This is a genomic window from Nonlabens sp. YIK11, from assembly GCF_001413925.1.
Taxonomy (GTDB): domain Bacteria; phylum Bacteroidota; class Bacteroidia; order Flavobacteriales; family Flavobacteriaceae; genus Nonlabens.
On sequence record NZ_LBMJ01000001.1, the window covers coordinates 1010539 to 1030903 of the forward strand.

The 20365-nt window shown below is 39.0% G+C and carries 16 protein-coding genes and 1 tRNA gene; 5 read left to right on the top strand and 12 right to left on the bottom strand.

Annotated elements, in window-relative coordinates:
* Positions 1–442 precede the first annotated feature (442 nt).
* The 6 genes from AAU57_RS04555 to AAU57_RS04585 all read right to left on the bottom strand — a co-directional run bounded on the left by AAU57_RS04555 (position 443) and on the right by AAU57_RS04585 (position 5308).
* On the bottom strand, positions 443–1042 hold the full coding sequence (locus AAU57_RS04555) for an RDD family protein (protein WP_055411795.1): 600 nt from the start codon (positions 1040–1042) through the stop codon (positions 443–445).
* Positions 1043–1280: 238 nt separating this feature from the next.
* On the bottom strand, positions 1281–1541 hold the full coding sequence (locus tag AAU57_RS04560) for a hypothetical protein (RefSeq protein ID WP_055411796.1): 261 nt from the start codon (positions 1539–1541) through the stop codon (positions 1281–1283).
* 705 nt (positions 1542–2246) lie between these two features.
* Positions 2247–2747 carry a hypothetical protein gene (locus AAU57_RS14975; RefSeq protein ID WP_055411798.1) on the bottom strand — a complete coding sequence of 167 codons (501 nt, stop codon included), beginning with the start codon at positions 2745–2747 and terminating at the stop codon, positions 2247–2249.
* A gap of 596 nt (positions 2748–3343) precedes the next feature.
* Positions 3344–3832 carry a hypothetical protein gene (locus tag AAU57_RS04575; RefSeq protein WP_055411799.1) on the bottom strand — a complete coding sequence of 163 codons (489 nt, stop codon included), beginning with the start codon at positions 3830–3832 and terminating at the stop codon, positions 3344–3346.
* Positions 3833–3848: 16 nt separating this feature from the next.
* Positions 3849–3955 (bottom strand) — tRNA-OTHER (locus AAU57_RS14980).
* A gap of 774 nt (positions 3956–4729) precedes the next feature.
* A complete protein-coding gene (locus tag AAU57_RS04585; protein ID WP_055411801.1) occupies positions 4730–5308 on the bottom strand; it encodes a hypothetical protein in 579 nt (192 codons plus the stop codon).
* Positions 5309–5816: 508 nt separating this feature from the next.
* Between AAU57_RS04585 and AAU57_RS04590 the strand changes: the two genes are divergently transcribed.
* Positions 5817–6674, top strand: coding sequence for a tyrosine-type recombinase/integrase (locus AAU57_RS04590; RefSeq protein ID WP_055411802.1), 858 nt, complete (start codon positions 5817–5819; stop codon positions 6672–6674).
* Positions 6675–6993: 319 nt separating this feature from the next.
* Here the strand turns inward: AAU57_RS04590 and AAU57_RS04595 are convergent, their stop codons facing one another.
* On the bottom strand, positions 6994–7776 hold the full coding sequence (locus AAU57_RS04595) for an Fpg/Nei family DNA glycosylase (RefSeq protein ID WP_055411803.1): 783 nt from the start codon (positions 7774–7776) through the stop codon (positions 6994–6996).
* Between the two features lie 495 nt (positions 7777–8271).
* Here AAU57_RS04595 and uxaC point away from each other — a divergent pair, with 495 nt between their 5' ends.
* From uxaC to AAU57_RS04610, 3 genes are all read left to right on the top strand, one after another.
* Positions 8272–9678 (top strand): glucuronate isomerase, encoded by a 1407-nt coding sequence (uxaC, locus tag AAU57_RS04600; protein WP_055411804.1) that lies wholly within the window; start codon positions 8272–8274, stop codon positions 9676–9678.
* A gap of 70 nt (positions 9679–9748) precedes the next feature.
* Positions 9749–11224, top strand: a complete 1476-nt coding sequence (locus tag AAU57_RS04605; RefSeq protein ID WP_055411805.1) for a tagaturonate reductase — start codon at positions 9749–9751, stop codon at positions 11222–11224.
* A 7-nt stretch (positions 11225–11231) separates the two neighbouring features.
* Positions 11232–12845, top strand: coding sequence for a UxaA family hydrolase (locus AAU57_RS04610; RefSeq protein WP_055413672.1), 1614 nt, complete (start codon positions 11232–11234; stop codon positions 12843–12845).
* Positions 12846–12847: 2 nt separating this feature from the next.
* Here the strand turns inward: AAU57_RS04610 and AAU57_RS04615 are convergent, their stop codons facing one another.
* Positions 12848–13864 carry a LacI family DNA-binding transcriptional regulator gene (locus tag AAU57_RS04615; protein WP_055411806.1) on the bottom strand — a complete coding sequence of 339 codons (1017 nt, stop codon included), beginning with the start codon at positions 13862–13864 and terminating at the stop codon, positions 12848–12850.
* 169 nt (positions 13865–14033) lie between these two features.
* Between AAU57_RS04615 and AAU57_RS04620 the strand changes: the two genes are divergently transcribed.
* Entirely contained in the window at positions 14034–15524 is a 1491-nt protein-coding gene (locus tag AAU57_RS04620) for an Ig-like domain-containing protein (RefSeq protein WP_055411807.1), read from the top strand.
* 7 nt (positions 15525–15531) lie between these two features.
* Here the strand turns inward: AAU57_RS04620 and AAU57_RS04625 are convergent, their stop codons facing one another.
* The 4 genes from AAU57_RS04625 to AAU57_RS04640 all read right to left on the bottom strand — a co-directional run bounded on the left by AAU57_RS04625 (position 15532) and on the right by AAU57_RS04640 (position 20359).
* Positions 15532–16491, bottom strand: a complete 960-nt coding sequence (locus tag AAU57_RS04625) for an alpha/beta hydrolase (RefSeq protein ID WP_055411808.1) — start codon at positions 16489–16491, stop codon at positions 15532–15534.
* A complete protein-coding gene (locus AAU57_RS04630; RefSeq protein ID WP_316931662.1) occupies positions 16488–17993 on the bottom strand; it encodes a glycoside hydrolase 43 family protein in 1506 nt (501 codons plus the stop codon). The genes AAU57_RS04625 and AAU57_RS04630 overlap by 4 nt, the downstream gene beginning before the upstream one ends.
* Before the next feature lie 129 nt (positions 17994–18122).
* Complete coding sequence (locus AAU57_RS04635) at positions 18123–19373, bottom strand: glycoside hydrolase family 105 protein (protein ID WP_055411809.1); 1251 nt, start codon at positions 19371–19373, stop codon at positions 18123–18125.
* On the bottom strand, positions 19373–20359 hold the full coding sequence (locus AAU57_RS04640) for a DUF4861 family protein (RefSeq protein ID WP_055411810.1): 987 nt from the start codon (positions 20357–20359) through the stop codon (positions 19373–19375). Before AAU57_RS04640 ends, AAU57_RS04635 begins: the two co-directional genes overlap by 1 nt.
* Positions 20360–20365: the final 6 nt, after the last annotated feature.

Here is a 20365-nt window from a genome sequence, read left to right on the forward strand (position 1 = left end):
TGATTGATGAAGATAGTTATTGTTGAGGAATTGAAGCCTCGCGTGGAGCATTTGGAACGCCTTATGCGCTTTATGCGATGTTCGTGCCAGTTGTTGGAGGAAGCGAGATCCTAGCCAGGTACCGACCTACTTTTCGATCAAGGCGTTTCACACCTTTGCCGTTCAGGCCAATTGAGTAGATTGGGAGTCTTGAAATTTTGAAGATCTTCAGGCTGATTAGTAGTTTTAGCCATACTCACATTCGAATTGATTGGTGTTTAAGCCTTAAAATCAAAATTTCATAGCGGAGAGCTACGGCCGCAGGCAATTGGCCTGAACGGTTTCGGCTATGAGTAGTTGCGTGGGTTATCACTTAACTTTGCAAGTACACACCAAACTGAAAATCCGCGAGGATTTTCGGAAGTAGGCGAGAACAAGCAATTACTTATAGCCATTGTTGTGTTTAGTTATTTAATTCAGTTAATATTTTTTCTTTGTCTTTATTCCAAATCGTGTATGTAAAAGTCCTTTTATTATGGAAAAACATTTCATCTTCCAATATTGTTGCACTTGATAGTACATAAAAGACTATACTGAAAAGTTGCAATAAGTTTTTTATAAATGATGTCAAAAATGACGGATTATCTCCAAAATCGTCAATGACTCTCATTCCAAAAATATATTTTCCAAAGGTTCTTCCAGTTAGAGATTCGAAAATCGGGTTAATGACAAACAAAGCAAAAAATGCTAACAAAAATGGGTAAAGATTTATTTCTGTCAGATACCTGTCAATCAAATATAAAACACTCAAATAAATTCCGTAGTCAAATAACTTAGCAAATAGTCTAATCCAAAATCCGTCAATGTTTGGGTTCAATGGGAATTCATAATCATATTTCTCACCACGTTTTGTTATCGTTCTGTAAGTTATTGCCTTGGATATTCTATTAGTCTTTTTCTTTTTCAGCTCGATTTTTATTATCCATTCAGACAAATAGTATAAAGCCAAGTACAAAAGTAAAAGCCCTCCAAAAGCAAATATTTCAAATGGTAAGTCGTTCATAATTAAACACAACGTTGTGGTGTATGATTAGTGGCTTGTTTAAGCACATAATTTAGCAAATAAAAACCTAATAGAAAATCCGCGAGGATTTTCGTAAGCAAGCTAAAACTAGCCATTAATTATACACGGTGTTACCACACGATTTTATTAGCCATTCAGTAAATCAGTTGCTCGATTTGATTTCTGATTGAGAATAGAAGAATCAAAATCAAAAGTGTAATCAAATTCGTTTTGAATTTCACGTATTCTCCATTGTTGTATTTTTAATAATTCTATAAACTAAAAATCCGTCAACAATTAAAATCGGCAGATAGTTAAATCTTAATTCAACATACCATAATTCGGAAACTTTACTTGCACCAGCTCCAGAGCCAAATATTAAGAAAAAAGCTAATATCTGAATTAAAATCAGAAGTAGCAGAATTCCGAAAAATAGAACTGACTTAATTCCGATTCCGAGATAACTCGTCTTTATTTTTAAAAATTCGGCTGTTTTCAATTCAAGTTATTAATTAATATTTTTAGTTGATTTAATTGAAAGAATAAACCATATGCATCCAATAAAAAAACAAACAATTCCGAGCAAAAACAGAATTGTACTAATTGGATGACCAATTTTCGCTGTATATCCAATTCCAATCATTAACCAACCTAAAATTACTGTTATTATAGAAAGTGTTATTTTTAATGTTCGGGTCATTTTCAAATGTGTGGTAACGGCAAAGGTATAATGCGTGTGAGGCGTTCCCTCACGTTTGGCTGTTACCTTGCTATTGATTGGTTTTGATTGATGAAGATAGTTATTGTTGAGGAATTGAAGCCTCGCGTGGAGCATTTGGAACGCCTTATGCGCTTTATGCGATGTTCGTGCCAGTTGTTGGAGGAAGCGAGATCCTAGCCAGGTACCGACCTACTTTTCGATCAAGGCGTTTCACACCTTTGCCGTTCAGGCCAATTGAGTAGATTGGGAGTCTTGAAATTTTGAAGATCTTCAGGCTGATTAGTAGTTTTAGCCATACTCACATTCGAATTGATTGGTGTTTAAGCCTTAAAATCAAAATTTCATAGCGGAGAGCTACGGCCGCAGGCAATTGGCCTGAACGGTCTCGGCTATGAGTAGTTGCGTGGTTTAGCACTTACCATTGCAAGTACACACCAAACTGAAAATCCGCGAGGATTTTCAGAAGTAGGCGAGAACAAGCAATTACTTATAGCCAATGTTAGGCAATGTTTTTTTATTCCGATTAGTTTTTATAAAACCTCCAAATGCTTGTAATATTGAAGGCGTTATTGTCAAAATCAGAAGTATTATAATTTCGAGTTTTATGTTTTTTGTATGAATAGAGAAACTATCACTAAAATTAAATGGCGTTTCTATTCCACTTATATACATTCTGTAAATCAGCCATAAAATTCCTCCGTTTCCATTTTTCCAATCCAAATCAGTAGGGGAATTTAGAAAAGCACACAACCAAATTACGGCTCCAATTAATGCTATAATATAATAATTCCAAAATTTAAATTTTTCAGTTTTATCGGTAAGTAAATATCCGCTAACTAAATAAAGTATAAGAACTATTGTCAGATGAAAAATAGCATAAATTATTTCAGTTGTTCCGTTTCCAACATATTCATACAGATGTGTGATTCCGAAAATGGAAATTATAAATATTAAAATATGTGATGCGATTAATTTCAGTTGCATTTTTTTCAAATATTGCCTAACGGCAAAGGTATAATGCGTGTGAGGCGTTCCCTCACGTTTGGCTGTTACCTTGCTATTGATTGGTTTTGATTGATGAAGATAGTTATTGTTGAGGAATTGAAGCCTCGCGTGGAGCATTTGGAACGCCTTATGCGCTTTATGCGATGTTCGTGCCAGTTGTTGGAGGAAGCGAGATCCTAGCCAGGTACCGACCTACTTTTCGATCAAGGCGTTTCACACCTTTGCCGTTCAGGCCAATTGAGTAGATTGGGAGTCTTGAAATTTTGAAGATCTTCAGGCTGATTAGTAGTTTTAGCCATACTCACATTCGAATTGATTGGTGTTTAAGCCTTAAAATCAAAATTTCATAGCGGAGAGCTACGGCCGCAGGCAATTGGCCTGAACGGCTCCGTATATGAAAAGTAGCGCTGAAAATAAGCGATAACTTTTCGGATTAAACACAAGCCGAATTTTTAAATTTTACTATTTATCTTTTTTATTGGAAATCGTCAAATTTAAAAATTTGGCGACTTTCCAAAAATGCCCAAATCATAGTGTTAGCAATGACTTGCGCTATTTTTTATATACAATGTTGTCTATAGTGCTTTCGCACACAGTTTTTCCAACATTTCTTTTTCTTCTTTCGATAGCAGTTTCGCACGATATTTTTTGTCCGCTGTGGAAACTGATTTTCCACCAAAAGGATTTAATAATTCGTACGTTGCTTTATTCATATTCTTTTGAACAATTCTGTTTAATTCTCGTTCAAGTTCATTTGTTTTTTCACGACCATTTTCCCACAAGTCTTTTTTTGTATTGTATTCGTCAAAATGGCAGTAAAAATATTCATAATCATAATTTTCTGTATCGGGAATTGCGTTTCGGATTTGAGAATGAATCTTATTATGAGAAAAATGATTTCCAACTCTTGAAATTACAGGATTGCAACCAGCTCGATTATCGCCAACTTTACCTACATAAAGAATCTTTTTCTTAGACTTATTTTTTGGTGTAGCCACGAAAATGTAAACCGCCCAATTCCGTTTTGTTGAATGTCCTGATATTTTAAAATGTCCTATTTCCATAAAATTTATATTTGAATGGTAGAGAAGGCAGGAATCGAACCTGCCCACGCATTCAGTCTTGAATAGCCACTAAGCACCTATTTATTTCTATACTTTATAATCAGAAGTTAGACCATCTTCTCCACGAATGCGACTCCTAAAACTATACTTTTTATAAAATTCATAATTTTTGTTCTTTTCAGAATTCCGTTAATCTGTTCTATTTTTTTCATAATCTTCGTTTTTGTGTATGTTAATAAATTTTGTGGATTTATCGACAGACTAACTCTGATTACGAGCATAGTAAAGTCAATAGACTTAGTAACCTTGAGCATCAAGATTTTTATCTCTTTCGAGAATATTTTTTCAATGAACGATGTTTTTCAGCATTATAGACAACGGCAAAGGTATAATGCGTGTGAGGCGTTCCCTCACGTTTGGCTGTTACCTTGCTATTGATTGGTTTTGATTGATGAAGATAGTTATTGTTGAGGAATTGAAGCCTCGCGTGGAGCATTTGGAACGCCTTATGCGCTTTATGCGATGTTCGTGCCAGTTGTTGGAGGAAGCGAGATCCTAGCCAGGTACCGACCTACTTTTCGATCAAGGCGTTTCACACCTTTGCCGTTCAGGCCAATTGAGTAGATTGGGAGTCTTGAAATTTTGAAGATCTTCAGGCTGATTAGTAGTTTTAGCCATACTCACATTCGAATTGATTGGTGTTTAAGCCTTAAAATCAAAATTTCATAGCGGAGAGCTACGGCCGCAGGCAATTGGCCTGAACGGTCTCGTATAACCGTCAGTTACGGGTTAATATGCGTTAATTTTCGGTTTAGCATAGGCTTTATCAATTCCGAGTGGATTCGGACGTAGTCGAATCCGCCGTAATTGCGGTTATACCTTGTTGTGAGCAGTATTTTATCCACAATATTTTTTAAATTTTAATGTTTTCAGAGCTTTTAAAAATTCGGCTTGTACTTTATCGTTTAGGTAAAAACCATAGAATCCAAACTTGATTTTGTCAAAATTCCGTTTTGTTCCAGTTAAGCTATCTATATAAATTCCAGTTCCGCCAAAACCTTTATTTCTTGGTGTAATTATTTTTGCTTGGAAACAATCAATCGTATCGTATTCAAATTGGTATTGTAAATATTCTTTAAAGTCAATATCTCCAGTTATAGTGTCAACGATAAGATGTTTTGTTTTCGGCAGTAGTTCAAGTTCTTTTTCAGTCAGTTCTGCTAATCCGAGAGAGTCGTAAACCATTGGAAAATCACTTCTACTTAAATCGCCAGAATACATTCCAAAATCAAAGTCCAAAGTGTCGTTTGTTTCAGTTATTATTCCGCCAACATAACTATCAATTCCTTTGGCTTCGTATTTGTTCCAATTTTCGGGTACAGTTATTTCAAATTGTCCGAAGTCAATTGTCTTATATTCTCTTTGTGTACAAGAGAAAATCAGAAGTAAAATTAATATCGATAGCGTTTTTCTCATATTGCTCACAACGGCAAAGGTATAATGCGTGTGAGGCGTTCCCTCACGTTTGGCTGTTACCTTGCTATTGATTGGTTTTGATTGATGAAGATAGTTATTGTTGAGGAATTGAAGCCTCGCGTGGAGCATTTGGAACGCCTTATGCGCTTTATGCGATGTTCGTGCCAGTTGTTGGAGGAAGCGAGATCCTAGCCAGGTACCGACCTACTTTTCGATCAAGGCGTTTCACACCTTTGCCGTTCAGGCCAATTGAGTAGATTGGGAGTCTTGAAATTTTGAAGATCTTCAGGCTGATTAGTAGTTTTAGCCATACTCACATTCGAATTGATTGGTGTTTAAGCCTTAAAATCAAAATTTCATAGCGGAGAGCTACGGCCGCAGGCAATTGGCCTGAACTAGTGTATAGAAGCAAGTTAATACTTAACCCCAATTAAATCAATACCTTCTTAACTTAATATCATAGGATATATCTCTTTTTGTATGATATTTATCCTACAAAAATATCAGCATGTTTGAAGACTTTAAAACGCTGTTACAAATCAAAAAATACAGCAGGAACACTATCAGGTCTTATATAGGCTTATTACACGTATTTCAAGACTTTATAGGCTTTCAAACACCTATAGAAAAGTTAGATAACTATTACCTTTTTGACAAATTGGGCGAACTCATCCTTGTTAAAAGTTACGTATATACAACTCAAAAGCAATTGTTGAGCGCCATCAGGTTGTATCTATTTGAAATGCACAAAAGAGAGGTGGATTTTAAAAAGTTACAACCTCGGCCTCCGCAGCAAGTATTGCCGCAAATCTTGTCGTTAGAAGAAGTAACTCTACTGCTTAATAAGACAGAAAATAAAAAGCACAAGGCCATGCTGGCCACAATATATGGTCTTGGGCTTAGAAGTGGTGAACTCATCAACCTCAAGATATCTGATCTGGACAAAAACCGCAATTGCGTTTTCATCAGTCAGTCAAAAGGTCGTAAAGATAGAATCGTACCATACCCAGATTCCCTAAAGCCTATTTTAAAAGCCTACTATCAAGAGTATAAGCCTAAAACCTACCTTTTTGAAGGTCAAAAAAGGGAACAATATAGTGCGGGATCCCTACGAGCCGTTTTCAACAATGCATGCAAACGCGCTGGAATAACCAAAGATGTAACCTGTCATAACCTACGACACTCTTATGCCACGCATCTCTTAGATTCAGGAACAAACCTAAGAGTCATACAAAATTTATTGGGACACAATAACATCAAGACAACATTGCTTTATACTCGGGTTTCTGATCGCAGTATCGTGAATACCTTAAGCCCATTGGTTTTTTTAAAACTCACCAGTGATGACAGTAGCGTTAATGCTTAACATAGCTTTAGCGCAATGAATTGGAGATAAAAACAAAACCTAAAATCCTTTCTAAGCGCCCTTAAACTCCCATTTCACATGATTTTTGCCGAGTATCATTAGCGAGTATCATTTTGGTTATATTTGCAACATATTCTAAAAAACAGGTACTGTAAATGAGAGGATTAAGAATAAATAACGACAAGGTCACAAACTTAGGATCTAGTGCTTCACGGCGTGCAGGTTCGATTCCTGTCATCCGCACCAAGAAAAGCCCTTCAATTTTGAAGGGCTTTTTTGTTTTAAAAACTCAGCTTTAAAGAGATCTAATTAGTACGTTCTATTTCTCTTGCCGCTTAGGCGAGAAATAGGTCGCGCGGCCACCTACCTTGATCTTCTCAATGGGTCCACCGGTGTGGAAACAGGTGCCTTCCTTTTTTCTAAAATGCATGAGAAAATCCTCTGGGAAGCTGTCGTAATGCGCGTCGTTTTCAATGGCCACCTCGATAACCTTTTTCATGGCGTCAAAAACGGCTTTGACATCAGTTTCGGTCATGTTCTCAATCTTTTTCTGTGGATGCATTTTTGCCTGGTACAGGATCTCATCTGCCATCCAGTTGCCCACGCCAGCCGCAACACTCTGATCCAGCAATACTTTTTTGATGTCAGTTTTTCGGGTGCTTAAAGAATTTTTAAAGTCCTCAAAGGACAGCTCACGAGCATCATCGCTCAAGCCATGTTCCTCTTTATAATCGGCAATAGAATCTATCAAATCCCACCAGCCGAACTTTCTTTTGTTCTCAAACGCAAAGTGAAAATTGTTGTCAAAAGCCAATACGATATGGCCAAATTTAGGTCGGTCATCTGCTTCCTTATAATAATTGGGCCTACCCGTCATGCCAAAATGCATCACCAGCACCTTAGGCCCAGTCGTGTTGACAAACAAATATTTCCCAATACGCTGTGTAGAAGTCAGCTGCTCGCTCACCAGGAATTTTTCAAAATCACCGTACGCTTTCTTGAGCAGCTTCTTGTCCCGACAATCCATAGATATGATCGTCTTGTGCAGGATCGTGCTGTCGATGTACACTTTATAACCATGTACTTCTGGTAATTCTGGCATGTAGTTTTGATATTAAAATTAAAGAAAACGGTCATGTCAACGCCTTTCAGATTCCTATTTGATTGTTAAAACCCAAACATAACTAGCAAATTGATAGGTGTAATAACGAGAGATGGTCTTTTAACGAGTAGATATTTAATGTTTTCGCTTTCGCGAAAGCGAAAACATCAACCATCCTTTTTTACAGGGACAAACAGCATCAAGCCGTCCAGAAGTCGGTGCAAGTGTGCTTCCTAGGATATTCACCAAGAACTGATCTAATGATGATTATTTACTTTTTGTAGGGTTATTCTTCATTTATACCAATGGAAACGTTTATTAAGAAATTTTAACGTGTTAGAAAATATCTATACATTTGTGTAATCGATTACAAAGCTGTTTTTAATAATATAATGCGGGACGATAACTTACTGTGAATTATATTTTCAAAATAGGAATCTGGGTAGAAGGCGATAGATTCATTAAAACTTGTAATCCATTATATAGCAGATAGCAATGAGTAAAACATTTATAAACGAGAATTTCCTGTTGGACAACTCCTATTCTGAAGAGTTGTACCACACGTTTGCCAAGGATCAACCCATCATTGATTACCATAATCACTTGTCACCAAAGCTGATTGCCGAGGATCATATTTTTGGCAACTGTACCAAAGTGTGGATCGATGGTGACCATTACAAATGGCGAGCAATGCGCACACTGGGCATTGATGAGAAATTCATCACCGGTGATGCTTCTGACAAGGATAAGTTTATGAAATGGGCAAAAACGGTTCCTTATACGCTAAGAAACCCACTATATCACTGGACACATCTGGAACTGGCTCGTTATTTTGATATTTATGATCTTCTCAATGAAAAATCTGCTGAAGGTATCTGGAATCAAACTCAGGAAAAACTTAGCTCGCCAGAATATAGCTGCAGAAACTTGTTAGTTAAGGCAAATGCTAAAGTAGTGTGTACCACAGAAGATCCCATAGACACACTAGAGCATCACAAGCAATTAAGAAACAGTGATTATAAGGTCACGGTGAGCACTGCTTTTAGACCTGACAAGGCGATCATGATTGCTAATGACGGCTATAATGATTACATCGATGCTTTGGCAAAGGCTGCAGATACTGACATACGTACTTATGAAGATTTATGCGCTGCGCTAGAATCTAGGATACAATATTTTCATGATCATGGTTGTAGATTATGTGATCATGGACTCAACCAGATTTCTTCAGTTCCTTTTACGCAGTCTGAGGTGAAAACTATATTTGAAAATAGACGCAACGGTCAGGAACTATCAGATCAAGAGCGTTTGAAGTTTGAAAGCGCACTATTGATTTTCTTGTGCGAGACCTATCACAAACACGGTTGGGTGCAGCAGTTCCATCTAGGAGCACTGCGCAACAATAACAAAAGAATGCATGAATTGTTGGGTCCTGATACCGGTTGGGATTCTATAGGTGATTACTCTCAAGCCCAGCAATTGTCTTCCTTTTTAAACCGACTGGACAGCACCAATAAATTGACAAAAACTATTATTTACAACCTCAATCCTGCCGATAATGAAGTGATCGCCACCATGATTGGGAATTTTAATGATGGTAGTGTCAAGGGCAAGGTACAGTTTGGTTCTGGATGGTGGTTCCTGGATCAAAAGGATGGCATGATCAAACAAATGAATGCCTTATCCAATATGGGATTGATAAGCTGCTTTATTGGAATGCTAACAGATTCCAGAAGTTTCCTTTCCTTCCCACGACACGAATATTTTAGACGCGTGCTTTGTAATCTACTGGGTGATGAAATGAAGCGAGGCGAGTTGCCTTATGACATGGAGCTAGTGGGCAAGATGGTGTCTAATATTTGCTACCACAATGCTAACGAATACTTTGATTTTAAAAGTTGATAAAACACTCAGAGAAGCTGTGATAGGATAGAACCTATTCAACCTCTTCCAACCTAAAATACCAAAAATCATGATTGAAGTTGTAGAAAAAAAGACGGCACTCAACAGAACCAATGTCGATGCAGGCAAGAAACTGCCTATAAAGGTGGTACAGTTTGGCGAGGGAAATTTCCTAAGAGCATTCATAGAATATGCTTTCCAAAAACTCAATCAAAAAACAAACTTTAATGCCGGTATCGCCGTAGTGCAACCCATTGATCGCGGTATGGTCGACATGCTCAATGATCAAGATGGACTCTATACCTTGTTTTTGAAAGGAATCAAAAAAGGTGAAGAAATACAGCATCAAGAGTTGATTACCAATATCGTAAAAGGCGTAGATCCCTATAAGGATTTCGAGGACTATTTGAGTCTAGCCAAGGAAGAAGAGCTTCAATTTATTATTTCCAACACGACAGAAGCTGGTATTGCTTATGTTGCTACAGACTCGATGGAAATGAAGCCACCATCATCATTTCCCGCAAAGCTTACTGTTTTATTGCACGAGAGATTCCAGCATTTTCAAGGGAATCCAGAGAAAGGATTGACCATCATCCCATGTGAGTTGATCAATCATAATTCTGAAACTCTAAAGGAAATCATCTATAAATATTGTGAGGATTGGAAACTGGATGAAAGTTTCAAAAAATGGTTGGAAAACCATTGTTCGTTTCACAGCACGCTGGTGGATCGTATTGTTCCAGGATATCCTAAGGATGAAATTGAAGCATACAACGCACAGCTACCGTATAAGGATAACTTAATCGTGAGTGCTGAAGCTTTTTTACTTTGGGTGATAGAAGGTGCTGATGAGCTCAAGGCGAAATTACCTTTCCATAAAACTGACCTAGATGTCAAAATAGTAAAGGATATGCAACCTTATAGAACGCGCAAGGTGCGTATATTAAATGGAGCGCATACCGCAATGGTACCATTCTCATTACTGTATGGAAACGCGACCGTAAAGGAAACAGTAGATAATGACTTTACGGGTACTTTCGTGAACAACGCGATTTTTGAAGAGATTAATAATGTGTTGCCTATGGATAAGGCAGAACTAGACAGTTTTGCGGACGAGATTTTAGATCGTTTCAGAAATCCATTTATCAAACATCAATTAGCAGATATTGCCCTTAATTCTGTTTCCAAATTCAAGGTACGCGTGTTACCTAGCCTTTTAGAGTATGTTGAGAAATACAATCGATTGCCTACTCATTTGACCTTTGCTTTTGCCTGTTTGATCAGGTTCTATAAAGGAACCTGGAATGGTGAAGACCTACCGATAAAAGATAGTGACGAGGTGGTCGCTTTTTTCAAAAAAGTTTGGTCAACAAATGACTTGAATCAAGTGGTGGAACAGACCTTATCAAATTCTGACTTTTGGGATGAAGACTTGACAAAAGTACCTCACTTACCTAGCGCTATCATTTTAGCCTTAAATGAAATCGATTCCCATGGAATCGAAAAGGGATTTAAAAATTTCGCTACAAAAAACAGTAATCAATAGAAACATCATGCAAAAGAAACTGATCAAGGTACATCTAGAGGATAATGTCGCCGTAGCCTTAGTAAAAATTCTTGCTGGCGATTTAATTTCTTTTGAAGATCAATCCATAGTAGCGGTTACAGATGTCAAAGCAAAACACAAAATATCGCTGGTAGACCTTGATGAAGGTGATGATATTTTCATGTATGGCGTTCTCGTAGGTAAAGCGAATTCACCCATTCAAAGAGGAGCTGTTCTCACGATTGAAAACGTCAAGCACCAAAGTGCTGAAGTTTCCCAGAAGACCGCTACTATTGGCTGGAATCCACCCAATGTAGAGCAATGGAAGGATCGCACCTTTATGGGATATCACAGAGAAGATGGACAAGTAGGAACAGCTAATGTCTGGCTGTTTTTCCCATTGGTATTTTGCGAAAACAGAAATATTGAGACTCTTAAAGAAGTCTTTGAAAAGGAACTGCTCACACAACCTAAAAACAACTACCGCAACCTTTTGAGATCCTTGGTTCAAAATGGAGGTGATACAGAAACGGTAGAGGTTGATGAGCCAGAAAGAGTTTTTAAAAACGTGGACGTGAAGTTCATCACGCATCCTGGAGGCTGTGGTGGTATACGACAAGATTCAGAAAGCCTCGCTAGATTGCTTGCTGGTTACGTACACAATCCTAATGTTGTAGGCGCAACAGTATTAAGTTTAGGGTGTCAAAACCTTCAAATAGAAGTTTTTGAAAATGCCTTGAAAGCCATTAGTCCCAACAACAAGAAACCTATTTTGATGTATGAGCAGCAAAAGATGGGAACAGTGGATGATATGCTTAATAGCATTATAAAAAGCTCATTTGAAGCCATCAAAGAGGCCAATACACTGGAACGCAAACCGGCACCGCTGTCAAAACTTAAATTAGGATTAGAATGTGGTGGATCAGATGGATTTTCCGGTATTTCTGCTAATCCAACATTAGGTTACACATCAGATATGCTTGTGGCATTAGGCGGTACCGCAATATTATCAGAGTTTCCAGAATTGTGTGGAGTAGAGCAGGAGCTGGTCAATCGATGTGAGACAGAAGAATCTGCCAATAAGTTTCTAGACTTAATGAAAGCATTTGAAAAATCTGTGGTAGATGCTGGTTCTGGTTTTGATATGAACCCGTCACCTGGAAATATTAAGGATGGATTGATCACAGATGCCATGAAGTCTGCAGGTGCAGCAAAAAAAGGCGGAACATCACCGGTAGTGGATGTTTTGGATTATGGTGAATACGTGACTAAGCCAGGTTTGAATCTGCTATGTACACCAGGTAATGATGTAGAAAGTACTACGGCGATGGTAGGTGCAGGAGCAAATATTGTTTTGTTCACCACCGGTTTAGGAACTCCAACAGGAAACCCAATTGCTCCTATTGTAAAGGTGTCTTCGAATTCCGAATTGGCTCGTAAAATGAGCGACATCATCGACATTGATACCGGTGGTATTATTACGGGAGAAAAAACAATCGAAGAAATGGCAGAGGAAACTCTCAATGCCATCATAGAAATTGCTTCAGGTAAGGTGCCTTCAAAAGCAAATCTCTTAAATCAAAATGATTTCATTCCGTGGAAACGTGGTGTCTCCTTGTAAGACTATCGCTGCGAGGACTTTCTAATTACTAACTCAGGTTTGAGGACAATCTTTTTTTGCGTCTTCAATTTTTTCTTGTTGTTTACTTCTTCCAGAAAAACTTGTGCCGTGAGACGGCCCATTTCGATAGGTGATTGATCCACAGAGGATATGGATAAATCCATAAACCTGGTAAAAGGTTCATTACTAAATCCTACAACACAAATATCTTGAGGAATTTTCAAGCCATGGGCTTTGATTTCCTGAATGGCACCCAAAGCCGTAAAATCACTGGAAGAAAAGATGCCGTCAGGTCTATGCTCCATTTCAAGAAATTCCTTAGTGATCCTTCTACCTTCATCAATTTTACTGGCAGATTCGATTACAAGGTTTTCGTCAAATTCTAGTCCGTGATCCAGCAATGCCTGTTTATAGCCAGCATAACGGTCTCTAAAGATTTCTAAAGAACGATTGTTGGATAAATGAACAATACGCTTACAACCTTGATCAATCAAATGTTTAGTGGCGGTATAGGCACCATCAAAGTCATCAATAGTAACAGAGCTGATACCTTCCATATCCCGTTTTCTATCAAAGAAGATCAAAGGGACTTGTTTTTGAAACAGGCTATCAAACACTTTACCATTGGCCTTTGAATTACTAATGGACATTAAAACACCATCCACTTGAGCATTCAATAAAGAATTGATATTACCAGTTTCTAAGCTTTCCTGATCATGTGTTTGACAAATAATGACGTGATATCCTTGAGGATAAAGCTCTTCTTCTATACCTCTAATAACAGATGCAAAAAAATTACTATCCATTCTCGGGACTATGACACCAACGTTAAAGCTTTTACCACTTTTGAGAGCTCGGGCAAGCGTGTTTTGCTCATAGTTCATTTCTAGAGCGGTTTGCTTTACAAGCTTGCGAGTGTTTTCACTTATTTTTTTGTTATCATTAAGTGCTCTTGATACTGTGGCTGCGGTAAGATTAAGTTTTGCCGCTATGTCGTAAATGGTCGTTTTCTTCTTCATCAATGGTTTGGTGGTACACCGTAAAAATACGAAACTTTAATATGGAATAGTCATGCAAGGTACTTGCAGCATGAGTGTGAGGAGCTTTCCAACTTAACTGGATTTTCGATTGGCTAATTTAATGTAATCGATTACCTTCGGTCTGAGAAGAATCTCAAATTTTAATGATATGAAAGATTTTAAAAGTGTTTTCAAGGTAATGTTATTATGCCTGATGGCTTTCACAATTGTCAATTGTAGTACTGATGATTCAGAAGACATGTCTGAGGAAACTGAGGTCAAGATTGAAACATTAGTAATCTATGGAGGAAATATAGCAGATGGTGGTACCAACCAGCTGTCGGTAGGCTTTATTCCTAGCAATGCCAGCAATAAAACAGTCACTTGGAGCAGCTCAGACCCTCAAGTAGCCACTATTTCTGAAACTGGTGTTCTTAGCGCGGTATCAAATGGTAACGTCACCATCACGGTAACGGCTCAGGATGGCTCAAATGTGTCTGGAAGCAAAACATTTACCATATCAGGTGTTGCTCAAGCAATTGAGGGCACGATCGTTCAAACCTCACAAGAAATCATCAATGCGCTTGCTAACGCAACGCCAGGTGAAGAAATATACGCACGTGGTGGAACTTATACTTTTAGCTCACCTATCAGAATCACTAAAAATGGAACCAGTGCCAATCCTATTATGTTTTATGCCTATCCATCAGATAGTGAAAGGCCTAGGTTTGATTTTTCCGCTATGAGCGAAAACTCGTCCAATAGAGGCATCGAGTTATCTGCAGACTTTTGGCATGTCAAAGGCATTGATGTCTATGCCGCAGGAGACAACGGAATGCATGTTACTGGAGACAGCAACATCATTGAATTTTGCACATTTAGCGAGAACGCAGATACTGGGTTACAACTCGACAATGGTGCCAGCAATAATTTGATTTTGAACTGCGACTCGTATTTTAATGCAGATTCAACACTAGAAAACGCAGATGGTTTTGCTTGTAAGCTCGATGCAGGAACGGGCAATAAATTCAAAGGTTGTAGAGCTTGGCAAAATCTTGATGACGGTTGGGATGGTTATTTACGCAATACCGATAATATTACCACCACACATGAAGATTGCTGGTCCATTAACAACGGCAGGTTGCAAGATGGTAGTGTAGGTGCTGGTGATGGAAACGGCTTTAAAACTGGCGGTAGTGATGACAAGCAACTTAAGCATAATGCTATCTACAAAAACTGTGTAGCGGTAGGAAATACTCAGGACGGTTTTGACCACAATAGCAACCGTGGGAACATAGAGATCTACAATAGTTCAGCTTACGATAATCGTAGAAACTTCAGTTTCAGTACTACTAATATTGCAGCATCCTTGTTAATCAAGAACTCTTTATCATTTGACGGTACTAACTCAGATAGCTACAGTGCCACACAAACGGACATCACTAATAATGGATGGCAAAACGGACTGGTAACCAACGACCAAGACTTCAAAAGCTTAGACATCAGCTTATTGTTATCGGCTAGAGATGCAGATGGTAATTTGCCCAAAGTAGATGCCTTGAGGCTTGTTTCTGGCAGTGATTTGATCGATAAAGGCGTTGATGTAGGTCTACCGTTCAATGGACCTGCACCTGATATAGGTGCTTTTGAATTTGAATAGTCTGGCGCTATTCAGTTTTAATTTCAAAAACTTTATTCAAAAAGCGAATAGTATATTCCAAAGTTGATTGGAACCAAGGCTCTACCAACCAGAAGGAATGAGGAGTTCCTGGAATGGTATATTGCTCGTGATAGATGTTGTTCTGCTTTAAATAAGCAATCATGTCATCACGACCAGCGTGAAATCGTGGCTGAGTACTATTTATAAATAACGTAGGAGGTGACTCAGGAGACAGGTATTCTAGAGGAGAAGCTTCTTTCCAATTTTGGAAATTATCTTCTTTAGAGCCATTGAGCCATATTCCTGCCATCTTGCCTTCCGCGGCGGCTTCTGGATGGATAAAAGACACAATCCCATCAATGTTCACGATAGCCTGCACTTTATCTGAAACCTTCGGATTTACTTCGTAAATATTGGAGTCTGCAGTTTCTCCAACCAGTGTGGCCAGTTGCGCACCCGCAGAAGCACCAAGGATAGCTATTCGATCAGGATCAATATTATATTTTCTAGCATTCTTTCTGCTCCATTGGATTGCATCTTTTATGTCAAGCACAGCAGCAGGATAGGGAGCTTCAAGCCCTAAACGGTAAGCAACGGTGATCGCAACAAATCCATTTTGAGATAGATGTTGCGCCATCGCTCGTTGGTTTTCCTTGCTTCCCGTGAGCCAGCCGCCACCGTGAACTAAAATGACAGCAGGAAATCGGCCTTTTGAAGTTTTTTGAGGTTGATAGATATCGAGTTTTAATTTTTTTCCACCTGCCTTTTTATAGGTCTTATTTTCCTTACTTAGTAAAAGAGCACCATCGATGGGTTTGATAGGCTTTATGAACGGATGGTCTTTTTTTAGTTTTTGAAAAGTGGATTCAGCAGTATAGGGCTTGAATTGAGGAGAGGTTTCCTGTCCCTGGACTAAAGAGCCTATCGTTAAAGTGAACGCTATTAAGTAGAACTGGATTTTTTTCATTTATTAATTTCAAAAAAGTCAACATCAGCATAACCTCCACGTTTTGACTCTATAGTACTTACACTAAACAGGCCAACTTTGGCACCTATCCATTTACCTGGCTGCGCCTTAAAAGGCTTTCCAATTTTGGTGTAAACTTCTCCATCTTTAGAGTACCTAAATTGACATATGGCATCAGGAGCTATAACTTCAACTTTAAGATAGGCGTAGTTGGATTCCAGCTGGATGGATTCATTGATACGTTCAGGATTTCCATCTATGGCGTCAGTAGCTTCAGTTTGATTTAAAGTAAATCCGTCCTTATCATGAGTAACGGTCAGTGTAGCATAATCTGTCCCCATAACGATTAAACCAGCTGACTTTCCTGAAACTGCTTCCTCTGGATTTAGAGATATTCTAGTTGTTGCTGTAAAGTTAGGTGCCGGAAACTTTTGCAATAGAAGGTTAGGCATCATCCAAAGATTCTTCCGTGGTTCCTTAGGTTTGATCGAAAAGAGTCTAAGAAAATCGTCATTAGGAAGCTTTGCGTGCCAAATTACTTCTGGGTTCGCGTTCCACTGCCATTGTAGTCCAATTTTGAATCCCTCAAAGAAATCACTTTCTGCTGGTGTGGATATTCGAGTAACACCTTCAGTCTTAGGTTTAGCATAAGATAACATTGGTTCTCCTATACCATTTCCATCAAAATCGGTACCTATAATAGGCCAATCATTCTTCCAGGTCATGGGTTGGAGGTGCAGGACACGGCCGTAAGCATCCTTATCTTGAAAGTGATAGAACCACGATTGTCCTTGAGAACTTTCTACCCAAGCGCCTTGATGAGGTCCATTGATGGCAGTACTTCCTTGTTCAAGCACCAGCTTTTCCTCATAAGGGCCATATACATCCTTAGATCGTAAGGCTAGCTGCCAGCCGTATTGAACACCACCAGCTGGAGCAAATATGTAATAATAGCCGTTCCTTTTATAGATTTTGGGACCTTCAATAGTGTCTTGTCCATCGTGGCCGTCAAAAACATGAGTACCTTCATCAATAACTTTAGTACCGCTAGAATTCATCTGGTTGATGGTTAGTAGACTCTTGACACCAGCGCGGCTTCCAGCGTAAGCATGAACCAAATACACTTTACCATCGTCATCCCATAAAGGACATGGATCTATCAAACCTTTGCCAGGCATTACCAATATAGGATCATCCCATTTTGAAAATGGGTCTGATGTTTTAACCATATAGATTCCTAAATCAGGATCACCCCAATAAATGTAATATTCGCCATTGTGAAATCTAATGCTAGGCGCCCAGACACCATTACCGTGTTGGGGAACTTCAAATATGTTGAGCGGAACAATTTTAGGCAAGGCATGATTGACCAGTTTCCAATTGACCATGTCTTGAGAATGCAAAATAGGTAGAGCAGGAGCAGCATTGAAACTGGAAGCGGTCATGAAGTAATCTTCACTAACTCTAACGACGTCAGGATCTGAATAGTCTGCGTGGAGAATGGGTTTTTATATAAACCATTGCCTTGATCTGCTACCCAAACTTCAGAAATAACTGGCTGGGTAGATTGGGCTACAGCTAGCTCTATGCAAAATAATATCAAAAGCAAGGAGCAAGGTTTTATCATTCGTTTATTTATCTAATTCTAAACTTGCCAAAATGAATGGTCCAGTACCTTTAGGGTCGTTAGGCCTAATGATTTCTCCAACATAGTACTCGTAAGAACCATCTCTATAAGGATTACCACCTAGTCCGGCCACGCCACAAACCTGATTAAGATTGACTAGTCCATTTTCTTCAACTGTGATGAGGTTGTCTATAATCCCTTGATACGCCTTTTGGGCTACGTCCTCATATTTTTCAGGTAAGTAGCCTTTACGTACTGCTTTGGCAAATGTGTAGGTAAACATAGAGGATCCAGAAGCTTCAAGATAGTTGCCATCACGGTCGCCTTGATCGATCACTTGATACCATAGGCCAGACTCGTGTTGAACGTTTGTAATCGCCTCTGCAAACTGATTGAGGTAAGTAACTATTCTTTCATGACCTGGATGCTCTTCTGGCAAGAAGTCCAATACGTCTACCATCGCCATACCATACCAGCCCATGGCTCTGGACCAGAAATGAGGTGAGTTCCCTGTTTCCTTGTTAGCCCATTGTTGTTCTTTACTCTCGTCCCAGCCATGATACAATAATCCGGTCTCTTCATCACGGCTATGCTTTTGAATAAGATCGAATTGCAACACTACGTCGTCATAGATTTGCTGTACTTCTGCCTCATTGTCTATATATTCCTGTGCATATCTTATATGGAAAGGCTCTGCCATGTATAGCCCGTCCAGCCACATCTGGTATGGGTATACTTTTTTGTGCCAGTAACCACCGTCAGATGTTTTGGGTTGTGATTCCATTTGATCATCCAGTGTTTGCATCGCGAGCAGGAAACGTTCTTCTTTTGTCTTGGGATATAGATAAAGCAACACATCACCAGATTTGATCATATCTAGGTTCTGGTTGGATAACTTATAGGTTTCGATGGTACCTGTACTGTCAATGAGTTCATCTGCATAGGCATAGATGTAGTCATAATATTGTTCTTTACCTGTTTGCTCATACACTTTCGCGCAAGCGCTAAGAACTAAACCGTTAGTATAGCTCCAACGCGGCTTTTCTTGAAAATCCAGCATGGAAGCCTTTGGTACACGTTCCATTTCAGAAAGCATCATGCGCTCTGACCACTTGAGATCTTTAGGTAAGCTCAGCTCTGCCGATTTGCTAGCTGTAGCACTGCTCTTAGAAGACTCGTCAGTAGGTTTGCAGGCAATTATAGAGGTGAACAAAAGTAATAATAGGCCCAATTGGGCAACATGAGTACGGTCCATTATAGGGAGTTTGTGTTTTCTAGAGTATTTAATTTCTGGTCTAGGTCAGTAAAAAAGTCTGTTTCATTTTTGATTCCATTAGGCTCTTGTTCCCAGGCACCCAAAAAATAATAAGTGAGTTCCTGAGTGGTAGGTTTGAAAATGACAAGGTGGTCGTTGACTCCTTCTTTTTGCAATTCTACCTGGTCCAAACGATAAAACAAAGCCATGCCCAATTTATCGTCATCACTCACTAAGGTCTGGTTCCCGTACGTGGCAATGTAAGCCCACTTTGCGCCTTCTTTTTTTGATAAAGGCACATTTTCAAACTTTACGATTCCCGTGCACAGGCCTTCAATTTCTTGAGAAGGTTTCAAAACGGCCTTAGTATATCTATCACTGGCTAAGATGCTTAATTGGGTGTTGAGATCGATACTGTCGTTGCCAGTTTTCCAATTTTCATAATTTATGTGAACGATTGACTTTCCCTCAAGATTTTCTACTATCGCTGTAGTGTTGGAAACGTTTCTAAAATGCGCAACGGTGTCATTTAAAATACGACCGTAACCACCTATTCCCATGGATTTACCAGCTTTCAAGATGTCCTGTCCCCAGGGTTGCTCTTCATGATAGGAGTCAAATCCATCCTGACCTACATACGGTAGCACAAGCGTGTCTACCTTTTTCCCAAAAATGTCAATCGCATTGCGCCAGTCAAGATATAGCCTGTAGCCTATCTGGTTATTTTCCCATCCTGGACCTTCATAACGTATGAACCATGAGTGGTCTGTATGCTCTGCAGGTACCATGAGCGTATCTACATTTTTGAAGTTGCCTTCCATGTATTCGCGGCCTTCCCAGTAACCACCTTCCTTTCTAGAAATTTCTGCATAGGTCGTGCTTGCAGTAACTGTTTCTTGGTTTTCGTGGGTAGCCGGCTCTGTCTGTTCTCGTTTACACGAAAGCGTAATCAAGATAATCATAGCTGGTAGCAATATTCTTTTCATATCCAA